This is a genomic window from Allobosea sp. LC85, assembly GCF_000735605.1.
In the GTDB taxonomy this organism is placed as follows: Bacteria; Pseudomonadota; Alphaproteobacteria; order Rhizobiales; family Beijerinckiaceae; genus Allobosea.
In genome coordinates, this window is sequence record NZ_JPKG01000006.1 from 71,177 (window position 1) to 87,859 (window position 16,683).

15 protein-coding genes are annotated in these 16,683 nt (G+C 65.4%); 8 read left to right on the forward strand and 7 right to left on the reverse strand.

The features are described 5' to 3' along the window. Positions 1 to 51: 51 nt before the first annotated feature. The gene (locus tag FG93_RS01425) at positions 52 to 2,961 is read left to right on the forward strand and encodes an EAL domain-containing protein (protein WP_052513193.1); all 2,910 of its coding nucleotides are present in this window, start codon (positions 52 to 54) and stop codon (positions 2,959 to 2,961) included. Positions 2,962 to 2,995: 34 nt separating this feature from the next. Here FG93_RS01425 and FG93_RS01430 read toward each other — a convergent pair whose 3' ends face one another. Continuing rightward, positions 2,996 to 3,607: a YqgE/AlgH family protein gene (locus FG93_RS01430; RefSeq protein ID WP_043231068.1), complete on the reverse strand. Its 612-nt coding sequence runs from the start codon at positions 3,605 to 3,607 to the stop codon at positions 2,996 to 2,998. A 177-nt stretch (positions 3,608 to 3,784) separates the two neighbouring features. Here FG93_RS01430 and FG93_RS30955 point away from each other — a divergent pair, with 177 nt between their 5' ends. From FG93_RS30955 to FG93_RS01445, 3 genes are all read left to right on the forward strand, one after another. Further along, the gene (locus FG93_RS30955) at positions 3,785 to 4,636 is read left to right on the forward strand and encodes a protein-disulfide reductase DsbD domain-containing protein (RefSeq protein WP_152579252.1); all 852 of its coding nucleotides are present in this window, start codon (positions 3,785 to 3,787) and stop codon (positions 4,634 to 4,636) included. A 46-nt stretch (positions 4,637 to 4,682) separates the two neighbouring features. Beyond that, complete coding sequence (locus tag FG93_RS01440) at positions 4,683 to 5,168, forward strand: peroxiredoxin (RefSeq protein WP_043231071.1); 486 nt, start codon at positions 4,683 to 4,685, stop codon at positions 5,166 to 5,168. A 250-nt stretch (positions 5,169 to 5,418) separates the two neighbouring features. Beyond that, entirely contained in the window at positions 5,419 to 5,868 is a 450-nt protein-coding gene (locus tag FG93_RS01445) for a GNAT family N-acetyltransferase (protein WP_043231073.1), read from the forward strand. Positions 5,869 to 5,883: 15 nt separating this feature from the next. On the opposite strand, the gene rnhA is transcribed toward FG93_RS01445, so the two are convergent. The 3 genes from rnhA to ispH are packed head-to-tail and all read right to left on the reverse strand — an operon-like array spanning position 5,884 to position 8,270. Next, positions 5,884 to 6,330, reverse strand: a complete 447-nt coding sequence (gene rnhA, locus FG93_RS01450) for a ribonuclease HI (protein WP_043231076.1) — start codon at positions 6,328 to 6,330, stop codon at positions 5,884 to 5,886. Next, the gene (locus FG93_RS01455; RefSeq protein WP_043231078.1) at positions 6,327 to 7,292 is read right to left on the reverse strand and encodes a homoserine kinase; all 966 of its coding nucleotides are present in this window, start codon (positions 7,290 to 7,292) and stop codon (positions 6,327 to 6,329) included. The genes rnhA and FG93_RS01455 overlap by 4 nt, the downstream gene beginning before the upstream one ends. A 6-nt stretch (positions 7,293 to 7,298) precedes the next feature. Beyond that, complete coding sequence (ispH, locus tag FG93_RS01460; RefSeq protein WP_052513196.1) at positions 7,299 to 8,270, reverse strand: 4-hydroxy-3-methylbut-2-enyl diphosphate reductase; 972 nt, start codon at positions 8,268 to 8,270, stop codon at positions 7,299 to 7,301. A 196-nt stretch (positions 8,271 to 8,466) separates the two neighbouring features. On the opposite strand from ispH, the gene FG93_RS01465 reads away from it, so the two are divergent. The 3 genes from FG93_RS01465 (at position 8,467) to FG93_RS01475 (ending at position 12,764) form a co-directional block, all read left to right on the forward strand. Beyond that, a complete protein-coding gene (locus FG93_RS01465) occupies positions 8,467 to 10,326 on the forward strand; it encodes a monovalent cation:proton antiporter-2 (CPA2) family protein (RefSeq protein WP_043231081.1) in 1,860 nt (619 codons plus the stop codon). Continuing rightward, the gene (locus tag FG93_RS01470) at positions 10,323 to 11,678 is read left to right on the forward strand and encodes an MATE family efflux transporter (RefSeq protein WP_043231083.1); all 1,356 of its coding nucleotides are present in this window, start codon (positions 10,323 to 10,325) and stop codon (positions 11,676 to 11,678) included. Before FG93_RS01465 ends, FG93_RS01470 begins: the two co-directional genes overlap by 4 nt. A gap of 132 nt (positions 11,679 to 11,810) precedes the next feature. Beyond that, complete coding sequence (locus FG93_RS01475) at positions 11,811 to 12,764, forward strand: DUF937 domain-containing protein (RefSeq protein ID WP_043231085.1); 954 nt, start codon at positions 11,811 to 11,813, stop codon at positions 12,762 to 12,764. Between the two features lie 131 nt (positions 12,765 to 12,895). On the opposite strand, the gene FG93_RS30960 is transcribed toward FG93_RS01475, so the two are convergent. Both FG93_RS30960 and FG93_RS01485 read right to left on the reverse strand, forming a co-directional pair. After that, positions 12,896 to 14,800 (reverse strand): methyl-accepting chemotaxis protein, encoded by a 1,905-nt coding sequence (locus FG93_RS30960; RefSeq protein WP_161783754.1) that lies wholly within the window; start codon positions 14,798 to 14,800, stop codon positions 12,896 to 12,898. A 209-nt stretch (positions 14,801 to 15,009) separates the two neighbouring features. Further along, positions 15,010 to 15,396, reverse strand: a complete 387-nt coding sequence (locus tag FG93_RS01485) for a DUF1127 domain-containing protein (RefSeq protein ID WP_052513202.1) — start codon at positions 15,394 to 15,396, stop codon at positions 15,010 to 15,012. Between the two features lie 175 nt (positions 15,397 to 15,571). Between FG93_RS01485 and FG93_RS01490 the strand changes: the two genes are divergently transcribed. Then, a complete protein-coding gene (locus tag FG93_RS01490) occupies positions 15,572 to 16,453 on the forward strand; it encodes a LysR substrate-binding domain-containing protein (protein ID WP_043231087.1) in 882 nt (293 codons plus the stop codon). 43 nt (positions 16,454 to 16,496) lie between these two features. Here FG93_RS01490 and FG93_RS31595 read toward each other — a convergent pair whose 3' ends face one another. Then, positions 16,497 to 16,664 carry a Flp family type IVb pilin gene (locus FG93_RS31595; protein ID WP_152579286.1) on the reverse strand — a complete coding sequence of 56 codons (168 nt, stop codon included), beginning with the start codon at positions 16,662 to 16,664 and terminating at the stop codon, positions 16,497 to 16,499. Positions 16,665 to 16,683: the final 19 nt, after the last annotated feature.

Below are 16,683 nucleotides of genomic sequence, written 5' to 3' on the forward strand. Positions count from 1 at the left end.
CTCGGTCTCCCGCCCCGCTTGAGCGCGGCCCACACTGTTACCGAGTCGCGCTTGTCCCCTCCTGACCGACTTCTCCGGTTCGGCCTTGCCTTTGTCGGCCTCGCACTCCTGTTCGTGCTGTCCCTGGCCGCGCCGGCACAGGCCGTCGAGGCCGTCCGCGTCCCTGTCGACGCACCCGTAATCGACCTGACCCATGTGGTCGAGCGCAACAAATCCGATGGCGACGTCATCCAGATCTCCACCGCGCCGGGGCCCGACGGCATCGTGCGCCGCATCGCGGTCCGGGCGCGCGAGTCAGGCGCACGGCCGGACTGGATCGTCTTCGCGCTGACCAATGATTCCGACGAGCAGATCGACCGGCTGCTGGTCGCGCCGTTCCATCGCCTGATTGGCTCCGGCGTGATCTGGCCCGATCTCGGCGACACGCGGATCGAGGCCGTGACGGCGAGCCAAGGGCTTCGACCCGAGCGCGAGGATAGTCCGGACGCCGACGTCTTCATGATCACGCTCGATCCGGGCACGACGGTGACCTTCGTCGCCGAGCTGAAATCTCCGAACCTGCCGCAGCTCTATCTGTTCGAGCAGGAGGCCTATCGCCAGAAGACCAACGGGTTGACGCTCTACAAGGGCATCATCATCGGCATTGCCGGCCTGCTCGCGCTCTTCCTGACCATCATCTTCGTGGTCAAGGGAGCGGTGATCTTCCCGGCAGCCGCCGCCCTGGCCTGGGCCGTTCTCGCCTATGCAGGGCTCGATTTCGGCTTCTTCCAGCGTATCTTCCCGCTGACACCGGCGATCGAGCGCATCTACCGCGCCGGAGCCGAGGTCGTGCTGGCAGCGACGCTGCTCGTCTTCCTCTTCGCCTATCTCAACCTGTCGCGCTGGCATGTCCGCTACAGCCACGTAACGATTATCTGGATCCTCGGCCTGTTCGGCCTCGTCGGTCTCGCTGTCTTCGATGCCCCGATGGCGTCGGGCATCGCGCGGATCTCGATCGCAGCCGTCGCGGCCGTCGGCTTCGTGCTGATCCTGCATCTGGCGACACATGGCTACGAGCGTGCGGTCATGCTGATCCCGACCTGGTTCCTGCTCGCTGTCTGGGTGACGGCGGCCGGGTTCACGGTCACCGGCCAGTTCCAGCGCGACCTCGTCGCGCCCGCCCTGATCGGCGGGTTGGTGCTGATCGTGCTGCTGATCGGCTTCACAGTCATTCAGCACGCCTTCGCCGGCGGCGCGCTGGCCCAGGGACTCGTCTCCGACACCGAGCGGCGGGCGCTTGCGCTGTCGGGCTCCGGCGATCTCGTCTTCGACTGGGATGTCAGCGCCGACAAGATCTTCGTCTCGCCGCAGACCGAGACCCTGCTTGGCCTGTCGCGCGGAGCGCTCGAAGGTTCGGCGGCGCGCTGGCTTGAATACATGCATGTTGCCGATCGCGACCGTTATCGCGTCACGCTCGATGCCGTGCTGGAACAGCGGCGCGGCAAGCTGCAGCTCGATTTCCGCCTGCGGGCCGCCAACGGCGCCTATCACTGGTTCAACCTCAAGGCCCGGCCGGTCATCGGCTCGAATGGTGAGGTCATCCGCGTGATCGGCACGCTCGCCGATGTCACCGAGCAGAGGACAGCGCAGGAGCGGCTGCTGCACGACGCGGTGCATGACAACTTGACCGGCCTGCCCAACCGCAAGCTGTTCCAGGACCGCCTAGGCGCCGTCTTCGGCTTCTGCCGCGCCGACGACAACATCCGCCCGACGGTGATCGTCATCGACATCGACCGCTTCAAGCAGGTCAACGAGTCGGTTGGGTTCTCCGCAGGCGATTCGATCCTGCTGACGCTTGCCCGCAGGCTCGGCCGCCTGCTGCGAGCGCAGGACACGCTTGCCCGCATCGGCGGCGACACCTTCGCCATGATCCTCGTCTCCGAGCGGGATCCCGAGCGCATCCTGGCGCTGGCGGAACTCGTGCGCCGCGCCGTCTCGACGCCCGTGACCTTCGCGGAACGCGAAATCTTTCTGACGCCTTCGATCGGGCTTGCGTTGTTCGACTCCTCGCCGGCGGCCCGCAAGGACGATGCTCTGAAGAACGCCGAGCTGGCGATGGCTCATGCCAAGCGCCAGGGCGGCAACAAGATCGAGGTCTTCGTTCCCGCGATGCGGACCGATCGCAACGATCGCCTTGCCCTGGAGAGCGACCTGCGCCGTGCCATCGAGCGCGGCGAGATCCAGGTGATGTACCAGCCGATCGTCAGGCTGGAGGACCGGACCATCGCGGGCTTCGAAGCGTTGGTGCGCTGGGACCACCCGCGCGAGGGCCGGCTGCTGCCGCAGGACTTCCTGGCCATCGCCGAGGAGACCGGGTTGATTGTCGATCTCGGCGTCTATGTGATGGATCGCACCGCCCGCGAGCTCGCCGCCTGGCAGGCCGCTCTCGAGGTCGACCCACCGATCTTCGCCAGCGTCAACGTCTCCAGCCGCCAGTTGCTGCGCCACGACCTGCTGCATGACGTCAAGACGGTGCTGGCGCGTCGGCGCGTATTGCCGGGCACCCTCAAGCTTGAGATCACCGAAAGCCTGGTGATGGAGAATCCGGAATATGCCGCGCAGATGCTCTCTCGCATCCGCGAACTCGGCGCTGGGCTCTCGCTCGACGATTTCGGCACCGGCTATTCCTCGCTGTCCTACCTGCAGCGCTTCCCGTTCGACACGATCAAGGTCGATCAGAGCTTCGTGCGCCAGATGGGCAACGGAAAACCGCCGGTGATCCTGCGCTCGATCGTCCAGCTCGCCGCCGACCTGCGCATGGATGTCGTTGCCGAGGGAGCGGAGACGGAGTCGGATGCGATCGAGCTCTACCAGCTCGGCTGCCAATATGCGCAGGGCTACATCTTCGGTCAGCCAATGAGCGCAGCCGAAGCCCGCAGACTGGTGGGCGCGAGCGCCGCGTCCTCTTCGGAAGCAGCTTAAGCCCTTCCCTGCTTCAGGAGGGAAGCCGGAGCGGTCAAGCGTGTCCGGCCGTGCTCGACAGGAACGCGGGATCGATGCCGATCTTGTGCAGCGCGCGATGGTATTTGGTTTCGGTGCTGTCGTCGAAGAGCAGCGCGGGGTCCGCGGCGCAGTGCAGCCAGCCATTCGACTGAATCTCGGATTCAAGCTGGCCCGCTCCCCAGCCTGCGTAACCAAGAGCGAGCACCGCGTTCTCCGGACCGCTGCCGATGGCAATGGCCCGCAGGATATCCAGGGTCGCCGTCAGACAGATGCCATTGTCGATCGGCAAGGTCGCCGATTCCAGGAAGAAGTCTGAGGAGTGCAGCACGAAGCCTCGCTTCGTCTCGACCGGTCCGCCGCGCAGCACCTGCATCCGTTCGGCCTGGCTCGGCAGCCGAATCAACTCCTCCGAAGGAATGACGTCGAGCTGGACCAGAAGATCGGGAAACCGCGTGTCCGGCGCCGGCTTGTTGAGGATGATGCCCATGGCGCCATCCTCGGAATGCGCACAGATATAGACCACGCTGCGGCTGAACCGCGTGTCGGACATGCCAGGCATGGCGATCAGGCACTGCCCGTCGAGGTAGCTGCGGCCGCTGACGCGTTGGCTGGATCCGATCTTCATGCCACCATGCTAAATCCAATCGGCTCGGCTGGAAACCGGTGTCCTCGAAAATGCCGGCACCGCGATTGCGCCCCAATCATGCGGCATAGGATGAACGGGCTGCATGACACATGATTGCCAGCAGATGTGAGAGAGATTGTTTCGCTTTTTGCAGACGCATTCCCTAAGACGGTCATCGTGAAGTCGGCATTGCTCTCACTCGCGCTCGCCGCGCTGGCGTTCAGCGCCCCTGCTCAGGCGCAGGAGGCGGCAGTGTCGTCATGGTCCCACGGCACGCATTCCTCGATCCGCCTGATCGCCGGCGCGACTGCCCCCTCGGGCAAGCAACGCATCGGCGTCGAGATCACCATGGCGCCCGGCTACAAGACCTATTGGCGCAACCCGGGCGATTCCGGCGTTCCTCCCTCCTTCGACTGGAGCGGCTCGACCAATGTCGGCGGCCTCGACGTGCGCTGGCCCGCGCCAGAACGCTTCGAGGACGGCACCGGCTTTTCGATCGGCTATGTCGGCGAGGTTGTGGTGCCGGTGTCGGTGCAGCCGGTCGACCCCAGCAAGCCGGTCATGGTTGTGCTCAAGCTCGATTATGCCGTCTGCGAGAAGATGTGCATTCCCGCCAAGGGCGAGGCTCAGCTCTGGCTCGAGCCCGGCGTGACCGCGGTGACCTCGCCGCGGCTCGAGAGCTTCGAGGCGCGGGTGCCGATTCCCGTCAAGCTCGGCCCCCACAAGGAGAAGATCTCGGTCATCGAGGTGCTGCCGGGCGAAGCCGGCCCTGAACCCAAGGTCAAACTCGTGCTGCAGGCTCCGCCGGACGGCGCGATCGAGGATGTCTTCGTCGAGGGGCCGGGCGCATGGTCCTTCAGCAAGCCGATCCTGAAGCCCCAGACAGATGGCACGGTGCTCGCCCATGTCCGGATTACCGACCGTCCCAAGGGCGCCGCGGGGCCGGTGCCCTTCATCGTGACGGTGCGCGGCAAGCCGGCCGCGGTCGAGACGCGGCTTGAACTCGACATCCCGATCGCCAAGCCCTAATCCCTGACCGAGCGGCGAAGGCCGCATGGCTCACGGAGAACAGGCGATGACGATCAAGGTGGGTGACACTCTTCCGCAGGCGACATTCCGCGTGATGACGGCGGACGGCCCGGCAGCCAAGACGACCGAGGACCTGTTCAAGGACAAGAAGGTGGTGCTGTTCGCGGTGCCCGGCGCGTTTACGCCGACCTGCCACAAGAATCACCTCCCTGGCTATCTCGGCAAGGCTGCCGAGATCAAGGGCAAGGGCGTCGACGCCATCATGGTGACCGGCGTCAACGACGTCTTCGTCATGGATGCCTGGTCGAAGGCGACCGGCGCAGTCGGCGTCATCGAGTTCCTCTCGGACGGCAATGCCGATTTTGCCAAGGAGATCGGGCTTTCACTCGACGGCTCGGGCTTCGGCCTCGGCACCCGCTCGCAGCGCTATTCGATGATCGTCGAGAACGGCGTGGTCGCGGCCCTCAATGTCGAGGACGCTCCCGGCAAGGCCGACGTCTCCGGCGCCGAGGAAATGCTGAAGCAGCTCTGAGCGCCCCGCGTATGAGGAGGCCCGCCCGGCACCCCGCCGCGCGGGCTTTTTCCTGCCTGCGCAGCGATGCTGATCGAACGCATGGCGCTTTGTCATGAGACAGATGCAGCGGCCGCGGGCTAGATCATCGAACCGGATATCGTATCCGGCCCGATGATCTAACCTTCTGTGTTTGCATCGTCTTTCCCGAAAACCGCAATCCACTTTTCGGGCCGATGCTTTAGCCTGAAGCCGCTACTGGGAGAGCTGCATGTCCGAGATCACCATCCGCCCGCTCGTCGCGAGCGACCGCATCGCCTGGGGGCCGCTCTGGCAGGGCTATCTGACCTTCTACAAGTCGAGTCTGCCCGAAGATATCCATGACCTGACGTTCGCCCGCCTGACCGGCGGCAAGGAGCCGATGGGCGGGTTCATCGCCGAGCGCGACGGCAAGGCAGTCGGCATCGTGCACTGGGTCACGCACCGCACCACCTGGAGCGCCAAAGATATCTGCTATCTGCAGGATCTGTTCGTCAGCCCGGATATTCGCGGCGGCGGCGGCGGCCGCAAGCTGATCGAGGCGGTGCGGCAGATGGCCGAGGCCAAGGACTGTTTCCGCGTCTACTGGCAGACGCATGAGACGAATCTTCAGGCGCGCGAGCTCTACGACAAGGTTGCCGACCTCTCGGGCTTCCTGGTCTACCGTCAGCCGCTCGGCTGACGCGTCGACCGGACTCTATCGCCCGGGCTTGAACGGCGCCATGCCGGCGCGGGCGAGCGCGTCGGCGCGCTCGTTCATCTCGTCGCCGGCATGGCCCCTGACCCATTTCCACTCGATCTTGTGGCGGCCGAGTGCAGCATCGAGGCGCTTCCAGAGCTCCTCGTTCTTCACCGGCTTCCGGTCGGCCGTCTTCCAGCCATTCTTCTTCCAACCATGGATCCAGCCGGTGATGCCCTGGCGCAGGTACTGGCTGTCGGTATGCAGCGCCACCGTGCAGGGCCGCGTCAGCGTCTCGAGCGCCGAAATCGCGGCCATCAGCTCCATGCGGTTATTGGTGGTCATTTGCTCGCCGCCCGAGAGCTCGCGCGCCTTGCCTTTGTAGCTGAGGATCGCACCCCAGCCCCCGGGGCCGGGATTGCCCGAACAAGCCCCGTCGGTCCAGACCTCGACTGTATCGCTCATCGTTTCAGACCGTATTCGCGGGCGTCGCCGACGCGCTGGTGGAAGGCAAGCTTGCGGTCGTATTCGAGCGGATCGAGCGGCTTGACCAGGGCCCCCGGCGGAACATTCAGCCAGTCCACCAGCCGGGTCAGCAGGAAGCGCAGGGCCGAGCCGCGACAGAGCGCCGGAAGCGCCTCAACCTCTGCGGAGGTCAGGGGACGCACGCTCTCATAGCCCGCGAGGATCGCCTGCCCCTTGGTGAGATTGAACGAAGCATCGGCCTCGAAGCACCAGGCATTCAGGCAGATGGCGAGATCATAGGCGAAGGCGTCGGTGCAGGCGAAATAGAAGTCGATCAGCCCCGACAGCCGGTCCTTGATGAAGAAGACATTATTGGGAAAGAGGTCGGCATGGATGACGCCGCGCGGCAGGCTCTGCGGCCAGTTGGCCTCGTGGAACGCGATTTCCGTCATGACGCGCTTCGCCAGTCCAGGCGAGACCGTCTCGGCCCCGGAACCGGCCTGTTCCGCCAGCGGCCGCCAGCCGCCGACTGACAGATCATTGGACCTGGTCATGCCGAAGCCCTCGCCCGCCTTGTGCAGGAGCGCCAGCCCACGCCCGACCTCGCCGCAATGAGCAGCCGTCGGGCGGCGCACGGAGAGACCGTCGAGGAAGGTCACGATCGCCGCCGGCCGGCCCGCCAGCCGGCTTACCGCCAGACCGTCCTGCGCCTTGACCGGCAGCGGGCAGATCAGCCCGCGCTCGGCCAAATGCTCCATCAGCCCGAGGAAGAACGGCAGATCGGCCGCGCTCACCCGCTCTTCGTAGAGCGTCAGGATGAAGAAGCCCTGCGTGGTGTGCAGCAGGAAATTGGAGTTCGAGACCCCCTCGGCAATGCCCTTGACCGCCAGCAGGTCGCCAATGCCGTAGCGCGCCACGAAGGCAGCCATCTCATCGTCGGGCACTTCAGTATAGACGGCCAAATTCGCTCACTCGGCCGCATTCGGCGCAGGCTCGCCGCGCAGTTCGCGCGGCAGGGGGAAGAAGACGCTTTCGTCGGCGGTCGAGACGGTCTCGACGCGGACTTCATAGCGCTCGGCAAAGGCATCGATGATCTCTTCGACCAGCACCTCGGGAGCGCTGGCGCCGGCCGTGATACCCAGCCGCTTGATCGCACCGAAGATCGACCAGTCGATTTCGTCGGCGCGCAGCACCAGCCGTGCGGAGGGGCAGCCGGCCCGCTCGGCGACTTCGCGCAGGCGCTGCGAATTGGAGGAGTTGGGCGAGCCGACGACGAGAAGCCCGTCGACCAGCGGGGCAACCCGCTTCACCGCCTCCTGGCGGTTCGTGGTGGCGTAGCAGATATCTTCCTTGTGCGGCGCGATCAGCTCAGGAAAACGCGCCTGCAGCGCCTGGACGATGCCCCGCGTGTCATCGACCGAAAGCGTGGTCTGGGTGACATAGGCGAGCGGCTGTCCGGCAGGGGGAGCGAGCTCAGCCACATCGTCCAGCGTCTCGATCAGTGTGATCGCCCCCGGAGGCAATTGACCCATCGTACCGATGACTTCGGGGTGGCCGGCATGGCCGACGAGCAGGATATGGCGGCCGCGCTTGTGATGAACCTCCGCCTCGCGATGCACCTTGGTGACCAGCGGGCAGGTCGCGTCGATGGCGAAGAGCGTCCGCGATGCTGCCTCCGCAGGAACGGATTTCGGCACGCCATGGGCCGAAAATATCACCGGACGGGTGGTGTCCGGCACCTCCGACAACTCCGCGACGAAGATCGCGCCTTTGCGCTTGAGCGATTCGACGACGTATTTGTTGTGCACGATCTCGTGGCGCACATAGACCGGCGCACCATGCAGCGCGAGCGCCTTCTCGACCGCGTCGATGGCGCGCACGACCCCAGCGCAAAAGCCGCGCGGGGCACAAAGCAGGATGTCGAGCGGCGGCTTGGTCACGCGGTTTCGAGGCCTTGGGAACAGTCAGCGCCTTCTTTCGGCGTGCGCCCTGCGATGTCAAGGAAGAGCAGCGCCGCAGGATGTGACGCGCGGTTGCGCAACTCGCCCCTCGCAGCGCAACGAGGAAGAGCCTAGATAGACAGCATGGTCGGCTGTGGCGCTTGCGCGAGCCTGCTTTCCACAACGAAGAGTTACCATGGCCGACGCCAGTCACACGAGTTACCTGCCCCCGATCCTGATTTTTTGCGCCGGCGCAGTCATTGCTGTGCCGCTGTTCCGTCGGCTCGGTCAGTCCGCCGTACTCGGTTACCTTGCGGCCGGCATCGCGATCGGTCCCTCGGTGCTCGCGCTGGTCAATGACCCGGACGCGATCCGGGGCACTGCCGAGATCGGAGTCGTATTGTTGCTCTTCCTGGTTGGGCTGGAGCTTCAACCGTCGCGCCTCTACTCGATGCGCAAGGACATCCTCGGCGCCGGCCTCGCGCAAATGGCGCTCAGCGCGACGGCAATCGGGCTCGTTGGCTGGAAGCTCGGTCTCTCGGTCGGCGGCGCGATCACTGTGGGACTTGCCCTCGCCCTGTCCGCGACATCGATAGCCCTGCAGGTCCTGGAGGAGCGCGGCGACGGCAGCGAAACCTATGGCCGGCGCACCTTCTCGATCCTGCTGTTCCAGGATATCTCGATCGCTCCGGCGCTGGCGTTGCTCCCCTTGCTGGCAACCACCGGGACGCAGAACCATGACAGCGCTCCGGCCCTGGCGGGACTGGGCCTCGCCCTGCTCGCCGTGGCGCTGCTCGTGCTCGTCGGTCGCTACCTGCTCAACCCGTTCTTCCGGATTCTCGCCAGCACCGGCGCGAAGGACGTGATGACCGCGGCCGCACTGCTGATCGTGCTCGGCGCCGCGATGCTGATGGAGCGGGTCGGCCTCTCCATGGCCATGGGCGCCTTCCTCGCCGGAGTGCTGCTGGCGGACTCGCATTTCCGGCACGAGCTCGAGGCGGACATCGAGCCGTTCCGTGGCGTGCTGCTCGGCCTGTTCTTCATGGCGGTCGGCATGTCTCTCGACCTCCAGCTCGTTTTCGACAACGCATTGCTGCTGGCGCTCGCGGCGCCGCTGCTTGTCGCCTTCAAGATCGTGGTCGCGGCAACGATCCTGCGCGTCTCCTGCTCGTCGAGGACCGAAGCCATACGCGCCGGCGCCCTGCTCTCGCCGGCGGGCGAGTTCGCCTTCGTACTGCTGCCGCTCGGCGCTGCACTTGGGCTGCTGAACGTCCAACAGGCGGCCATCGCCACGTCGCTCGCCGCGCTGTCGATGCTGATCGGGCCGGTTGCCGCCAAGCTGATCGATCTCTGGCTGACCAGGCGCGCGGCCCCGGCGGAAACGATGGAAGAGGATTTCGAAGGCGCCGGCGGCTCCGTCATGGTCATCGGGTTCGGCCGGTTCGGGCAGGTGGTGACCCAGGCGCTGCTGCTTCAGCATATCCCGGTGACGATCATCGACTCCAATGTCGAGCGCATCCGGTCGGCGGCCAAGTTCGGCTTCCGCATCTATTACGGCGACGGCACGAGGCTCGACGTGCTGCGCGCCGCGGGCGCCGGTAAGGCCAAGATCATCTGCATCTGCATCGACAATCGCGAAGCGGCCTTGCGCATCGTCGAAATGGCCAGGGCCGAGTTCCCGTCGGCACGGCTGCATGTGCGGGCCTATGACCGTGTCCACGCGATCGACCTGATGAAGGCCGACGTCGACTTCCAGATGCGCGAGACCTTCGAGTCGGCGCTGGGCTTCGGGCGGGTGACGCTCGAAAGCCTCGGCCTCAGCTATGACGAAGCCAGCCTGGTCATCGACAATGTCCGGGACCGCGACGCCCAGCGCATGGAGATCCAGTACCACGAGGGCATCGCCGCGGGCATCCAGAAGGTGCCGCGCGTCTCGCCGGAACCGCTGGTTCAGCCGAAGGCCAAGTCCAGGGCGCTCACCGAGGAGACGCGCGAGGTCATCGAGGATGGCGGAGCTGAAGTCGCGGTCGGCGGCGTCGGAGAACCGGAGCGGTGAACGCACCCGTCAGCCCCAACCAGGCCGTCTTCGTCAGCGGCTCGACCTTTCGCCATGTCGCGGTGATGACCGCAACCGGAGCGGTCGGGCTGATGGCGATTTTCGTCGTCGACCTGCTTTCGCTGCTCTACGTCTCCTGGCTCGGCCGGCCGGCAGCCACCGCAGGTGTCGGCTTCGCGACGATCGTGCTGTTCCTGACGGTCTCGATCAATATCGGTTTCATGATCGCGGTTTCGGCGCTGACCTCCCGCACGCTCGGCGCCGGAGACCGCAAGGGCGCGCGGCGGATCGCAGGCTCCGCCATGACCCTGATGGGGCTTGCCGCGATCGTGCTCACGCTGCTGGCATTGCCTTGCCTGCCCTGGTTCCTGAGGCATCTTGGTGCGCATGGCGAAGCCTATGACGTCGCCCTCTCGTTCCTTTGGATCGCCCTGCCCTCCAATCTTCTGATGGCGCTCGGCATCGGCTTTTCAGGTGTGCTGCGCGCCATCGGCGATGCCCGGCGTGCCATGTTCGTGACCCTCGGGGGCGGGCTCGCAACCGCGGTGCTCGATCCGCTCTTCATTTTTGGCTTCGCGCTCGGCACAGACGGCGCCGCCTGGGCGACAGTGCTCTCACGCGTCATCTTTGCCTTTGTCGGCTTCCGCGGTGCGGTGAAGATCCACGACATGGTCGGCATGCCGAGCCGGCAAGCGCTGCGCGCCGACACACCCCGCGCACTCGCCATCGCCGGCCCGGCGATCCTGACCAATCTCTCGACACCAATCGCGAATGCGGTCTTCGCCAGCATCTTCGCGCGCTTCGGCGATGGCGCGATCGCGGCCATGGCGATCATGGACCGGTTGGTGCCGGTGGCCTTCGGCGTGATCTTCGCCCTGTCCGGCGCAGTCGGGCCGATCCTCGGCCAGAATTGGGGAGCCGGCCGTTTCGACCGCATGCGCCGCGCGCTCAGTGATTCCGTGATCTTCGCCGTGGCCTGCGTCTGCATCGCCTGGCTCGCGCTCCTGCTGCTGCGCGGCCCGATCGTCACTGTCTTCAATGCCAGCGGCCTGACGGCCGAGCTGGTGATGTTCTTCTGTCTGATCTCCGGGCCGATGTGGATCTTCGTTGCCGTGCTCTTCGTCGCCAATGCCGCGTTCAACAATCTCGGCATGCCGATCCTGTCGACCCTCTTCAGCTGGGGGCGCGCAACGCTCGGGACGATGCCGATGGCCTGGGTCGGCGCCCATTATGCCGGGCCGAAGGGCGCGATGGTCGGCACAGCGCTCGGGGCGGTCGTCTTCGGCCTGGTTGCGCTGGTCTTTGCCTATCGCGGCATCACGCGCCTGGAGCGCCAGCCCAAGGGCGCGTGAGCATCCAAGGGCGCTTGAGCATCCAAGGGCGCGAGTATCCAGGGGCGCGTGAGCCTCGCTTGCCTGCCGGCCCCGCCCTGCTATCGTCCGGAGTGCAGGCGGCGGCAGACCGCGACCAGACGGAGAGGCGCCATGATGAACCTGTTCGAGATGATGCAATCGGCCCAGAACGGGCAGGCCATGCAGAATCTGGCTCGGCAATACGGGCTCAGCCAACAGCAGATGCAGAGCGCGCTCGACGCCTTGCTGCCGGCCTTCACAATGGGACTGCAGCGCCAGACGCAGGACCCGCGCGCCTTCGGCAATCTCGCCCAGATGATGACGGCCTCGCCCTTCGGCTCGCTCTATGACGCCGATGGCGACGGCATTCCCGACAACGCCGCGCTGATGGGCAACAACGTCCTCAACCAGCTCTTCGGCTCGAAGGAGGTCAGCAACGCGCTGGCGGCCCAGGCTGCGGCGACCAGCGGTGTCGGTCAGGCGGTTCTGAAGCAGATGCTGCCCGTCATCGCCTCCATGATCATGGGCGGGTTGTTCAAGTCGACCAGCAACCAGGGGCTCGGCGGCATCTTCGGGCAGTTCGCCGAGATGATGCAGGGCAAGATGCCGGGCCAGCAGCCAACGCCGCAGGCGCAACCGCAAACTCCGGGGAGCTCGCTCGACGCGATTCTCGGGAGCCTGTTCGGGCAGGCGGCCGGTGCTCCCCCGACACAGGGCGGCGGCCCCTTTGGCGGCGGCCCCTTTGGCGGTGGTCCCTTGGGCGGGGCAAGGCCCGGCGGACCGGCCGAGGCCGACCCGATGGGTGGGCTTCTCGGCCAGATCCTGACCGGGATGCTCGGCGGCGCAGCGACGCAGCCCCAGGCAGCACCGCCCCCATCGCAGCCGCGTAGTCAGGCCACCCGGCCCGCAGCACAGCATGAGCCTGAGCCGGACCAGCCTGCGCCCTCGGGCGAAGCCGGCCCGGGCTCGATCGGCCTCGATGCGCTGAACCAGATGTTCGAGCATGGTCGGCAGGTGCAGGACGACCATCAGAATGCGCTGAAGTCGATTCTGGACGCGATGCTCGGCGGCGGGCAGCGCCGCTAGATCACGCTGCGTTTGGACGAAATCGTCCAAACGCAGCGTGATCGACTCTCATCGTTTAGAGCATGCTTGATGCAAAAAGCCGTTGCCACTTTTTCGCAGCATGCTCTAGGCGCCCCGTCGACCCGCCCAGCTCAGGCGCTGCGCCGCCGCAACCATTCGATCTCGGCACTCTGGCCTTCGGACATTGCGGCGGCGATCGCCCGGAGATCGGCGACGCTGTCGCGCGTGCGGAAGCTTGAGACGAGATCGTTGAGGCGCCGGATCTGATCGCCGAGTGCACCGGCAGAAGCCGCGCTCTGCTCGGCGAGCGCGAAGTTCTGCTGGGTCATCTCGTCCATATGCGCAACCGCCTGGCTCATCTCGTCGATTCCGTTGGCCTGCTCGGCCGAAGCGGCGGAGATTTCGGAGACCGTCGCTGAGACTTTTCGCGAAGCCGCGACAATTTGATCGAGCGCTTCGCCGGCAGAGCGGACAAGCCCGACGCCCTGCGCCACCTCCGCTCCCGATTCCGAGATCAGTGCGCTGATTCCCTTGGCGGCCTCGCCCGAGCGCTGCGCCAGCGTGCGGACCTCCGAGGCGACCACGGCAAAGCCCCTGCCGGCATCGCCTGCGCGCGCCGCTTCGACCGCCGCATTCAACGCGAGCAGATTGGTCTGAAAGGCGATCTCGTCGATGACCGAGGTAATGTCCGAGATCTTTCGTGAGGCCGTCTCGATGCGCGCCATCGCAGCAACGGCATCATGGACGATCGCGCCGCCCCTTTGCGCCACGCTCATCGCCTCATCGGCCAGCGAGACGGCCTGCCTCGATGCATGCGCGGAAGCCTTGACCGAGGCAGCAAGCTCTTCCGTGGTGGCTGCCGTCTCCTCCAGCGAGGACGCCTGCTCCTCGGTGCGTTTTGACAGATCATCAGCGCCCATATTGATCTCGCGTGCTGCGTTGCCGACATCGGCTGCAGTCGCCTGGATGGTCGTGATTGTCGCCGAGAGATGACTGACCGCCGTATTGAAATCGTCGCGCAGCTTCTCGTAGGCAGTGGCAACCTCGGCATCGATGCGGTGGCTGAGATCGCTCTTCGAAAGCAGATCGAGGCCCTCTGCGAGCAGGCCCATGACCTGTGCCTGCTCCCCAACCAGTTGCTCCTGCTGCCTTGCCTGTTCAGCGCGCTCGCTCTCGATCAGCCGGCGCTGCTGTTCGGAGAGATCTCGTCCCTCGGCGCTCTCCGCTTCAAGACGCTGCACGGCAAGGCCGTTTTCCTTGAAGACCTGGACCGCACGCGCCATCGCGCCGATCTCGTCCTTGCGCCCCTGCCCCTGGACCTCGACCGCGTAATCGCCCCTGGCCAGATCATCCATGCGCGACTTCAATGCTTCCAGCGGCCGGGTAATCGAAATCCGGGTGAGCAAGGCAGCACCACCCAGGCCGAGCAGGATGCCCAGAGCCGAGAGTGCCAGGATCACAATGCTCAGTTCCCTGGCCTCGGCATCGAGCGTTTCCGAGGTCGCCTGGGTTTCCGTCTTGATGGCTTCGTTGAGCTTGCCTGCAGCGGTGACGATCTCGCCAATGGTACGATCGAGCTGGGACATGACCGACAGCGCCGCCAGATCCTCGTCCTTCGCGGCCTGGGCGACGATATCGTCGATCTGCGGTTTGAGCGCAGAAAGTGCCCGGCCCATGGCGTCGAACTCTGCAGCCTTCTGCGGGAAACTGATCTTGGCCTCGATCAGTTGGAACTGCGCGCGATCATAAGCCTTGCGCACATCCTCGATGCTGGTCGCGTTCTGCTTCATGAATTCGGGATAGGCGATCGCCTTGTAGAGATCGCGCACGATATCCGTCATGGCGCGGGTGGTGCGGCCCGAATCGAGGATCGCCGTCGCGCTGTTCGATATCAGATCGGAATATGCCTTCTGGATCCGCGCGTATTCACGACCGGCATAGATGGCAGTTGCGACGCTGATCAATCCGAGCACGATCAGCGGGATCGCGATCTTGGTCCTGAGCCGCAGATCCTGAAAACGCAGAGAAATCCGCATATCGATACCCACCCCCGAGAAGCATCGAGCCGGGCATTGCCTCGGCATGCCGGGGAGGTTCCATGGGAACACTGAAAAATGGGTTACGAACGCTGGCTTTAGGCCCCATTTCAGGCAGAATCAGCCCTAAATCGTTCGGGAGAGCCCGAAAAGAAAAACGGACGGAAGCATGAAGCTCCCGCCCGCAAGAAACGCGCAGCGCCAAGGGGTCAGGCGCTGCACGCAACCGTAGAATTCGAACCGGCCGCGGCCGGGCGCGGCGCGAGAGGCTTAGCGACAGCAGTCTTCACCAGAGCCTGTCGAACTCCCTCCTCGCGCCGGACAGAGGCGACGCCCGCCCGCGCGCTGGAGCGGGCAGCGAGAGCCGCCGAAGGGTCCTTCAGCCAGGACACGGTCAGCGCGCCGTCGATATCGGAGCGGACGAGACCGATATCCTTGAGGCCGCGCTCGTCGAGCTCGGAGAGCCTCAGCACCTCACGGCGGTGAATCAAAGCGCGCGTCAGAGCCTTCACGCCAACATAACCGCCGGTGACAACACGCGTGACGCCGGTGGCGACGAACGAGAGCGACTTCGGAACGAATGTCAGGATCAGCATGGCGACCTCCTTCAGGGGTCTGGCGGCAAAACGAGCATCTTCCGGCCCGGTTGGAGCGCACCGACGACACGGACTGGAGAATGTCTGAAGGATAGCTTTGCGCTGGCCATCAGCCAAACGAATGGTTATGATGCTTCACAGCACGGATATTGATGATCCATCGTGGGGGTGCTCCATGGCGCATGTTCTCGACGCCGACCAGCTCAAGACCTTTGTCGCCATCGCCGATACGGGCTCGTTCACCCGCGCCGCCGAGATCGTCTACAAGACGCAATCCGCTGTCTCGATGCAGATGAAGCGCCTGGAGGAGCGTGTCGGTCGCCCGCTCTTCGGCCGGGACGGGCGCCATGCCAAGCTGACGGAAGATGGTGAGCGCCTGCTGGATTACGCGCGCCGCATCGTGCGTCTCAATCTCGAATGCGTGGCGAGCTTTGCCGATGCCGACCTCAAGGGGCGCATCCGCCTCGGCGTGCCGGACGATTATGCCGACCGCTATCTTCCCGAGATCCTGGCTCGCTTTGCCCATTCCAATCCGCGCGCCGAGGTGACGGTCGTCTGCGAGCCGACACCGATGTTGGCCGAACGCATCGGCACTGGTGATATCGACCTTGCGATTATCACCCATGTCGAAGGCCGCGGTCAGGGCGAGATCATCCGGATCGAGCCGCTGCTCTGGGTCACCTCTGCGCGCCATACGGTCCATGAGGAGGACCCGCTCCCGCTCGCACTCGGCCGCCCGACCTGCAACTGGCGGCAGGCTGCGGTCGAAGCGCTGGAGAAGAAGGGGCGGCGCTTCCGCGTGCTCTATGCGAGCTGGAATTCGACGGCGGTCGGTGCAGCGGTGGTTGCCGGCCTTGCCGTCTCGGTGTTGCCGGAAAGCGCGATCAGGCCCGGCATGCGCATTCTCGGTCCCACCGAGGGCTATGCAACCCTGCCGTCCTGCAAGATCGGGCTGTTGCGCACGCGCTTCGACCCCTCGGTGCTCTCCAATGCCCTGGCCGAGCACATCATCCAGAGCCTCGACAACCTCGCAAGCTTCAAGACGGCGGCGGAGTAGGATCGTCCAGATCTGCTCGGGGCCCGCCCCCGAGCCGCGGCCTTCAGGGATTGAGCCCGGCCTGTACCGCTTCGAATACGCCGCGTATGAACCGGCCGATCTCCTGCCCGCCGATGATCACGGACATCGAAACTCCGGCGGCGATCAGCCCATATTCGATGGCCGTCGCGCCGCGGTTGTCGCGCGCAAAGCCGAGAAGAAGGGTGAGCAGTCGATCCATAGCCGGATGC

Coding starts and splice junctions, on each gene's coding strand:
- FG93_RS01430 (WP_043231068.1), bottom strand. CDS start 3,607: ATGAAGATCGGATCCAGCCAACGCGTCAGCGGCCGCAGCTACCTCGAC.
- FG93_RS01440 (WP_043231071.1), top strand. CDS start 4,683: ATGACGATCAAGGTGGGTGACACTCTTCCGCAGGCGACATTCCGCGTG.
- FG93_RS01445 (WP_043231073.1), top strand. CDS start 5,419: ATGTCCGAGATCACCATCCGCCCGCTCGTCGCGAGCGACCGCATCGCC.
- rnhA (WP_043231076.1), bottom strand. CDS start 6,330: ATGAGCGATACAGTCGAGGTCTGGACCGACGGGGCTTGTTCGGGCAAT.
- FG93_RS01465 (WP_043231081.1), top strand. CDS start 8,467: ATGGCCGACGCCAGTCACACGAGTTACCTGCCCCCGATCCTGATTTTT.
- FG93_RS01475 (WP_043231085.1), top strand. CDS start 11,811: ATGATGAACCTGTTCGAGATGATGCAATCGGCCCAGAACGGGCAGGCC.
- FG93_RS30960 (WP_161783754.1), bottom strand. CDS start 14,800: ATGCGGATTTCTCTGCGTTTTCAGGATCTGCGGCTCAGGACCAAGATC.
- FG93_RS01485 (WP_052513202.1), bottom strand. CDS start 15,396: ATGCTGATCCTGACATTCGTTCCGAAGTCGCTCTCGTTCGTCGCCACC.
- FG93_RS01490 (WP_043231087.1), top strand. CDS start 15,572: ATGGCGCATGTTCTCGACGCCGACCAGCTCAAGACCTTTGTCGCCATC.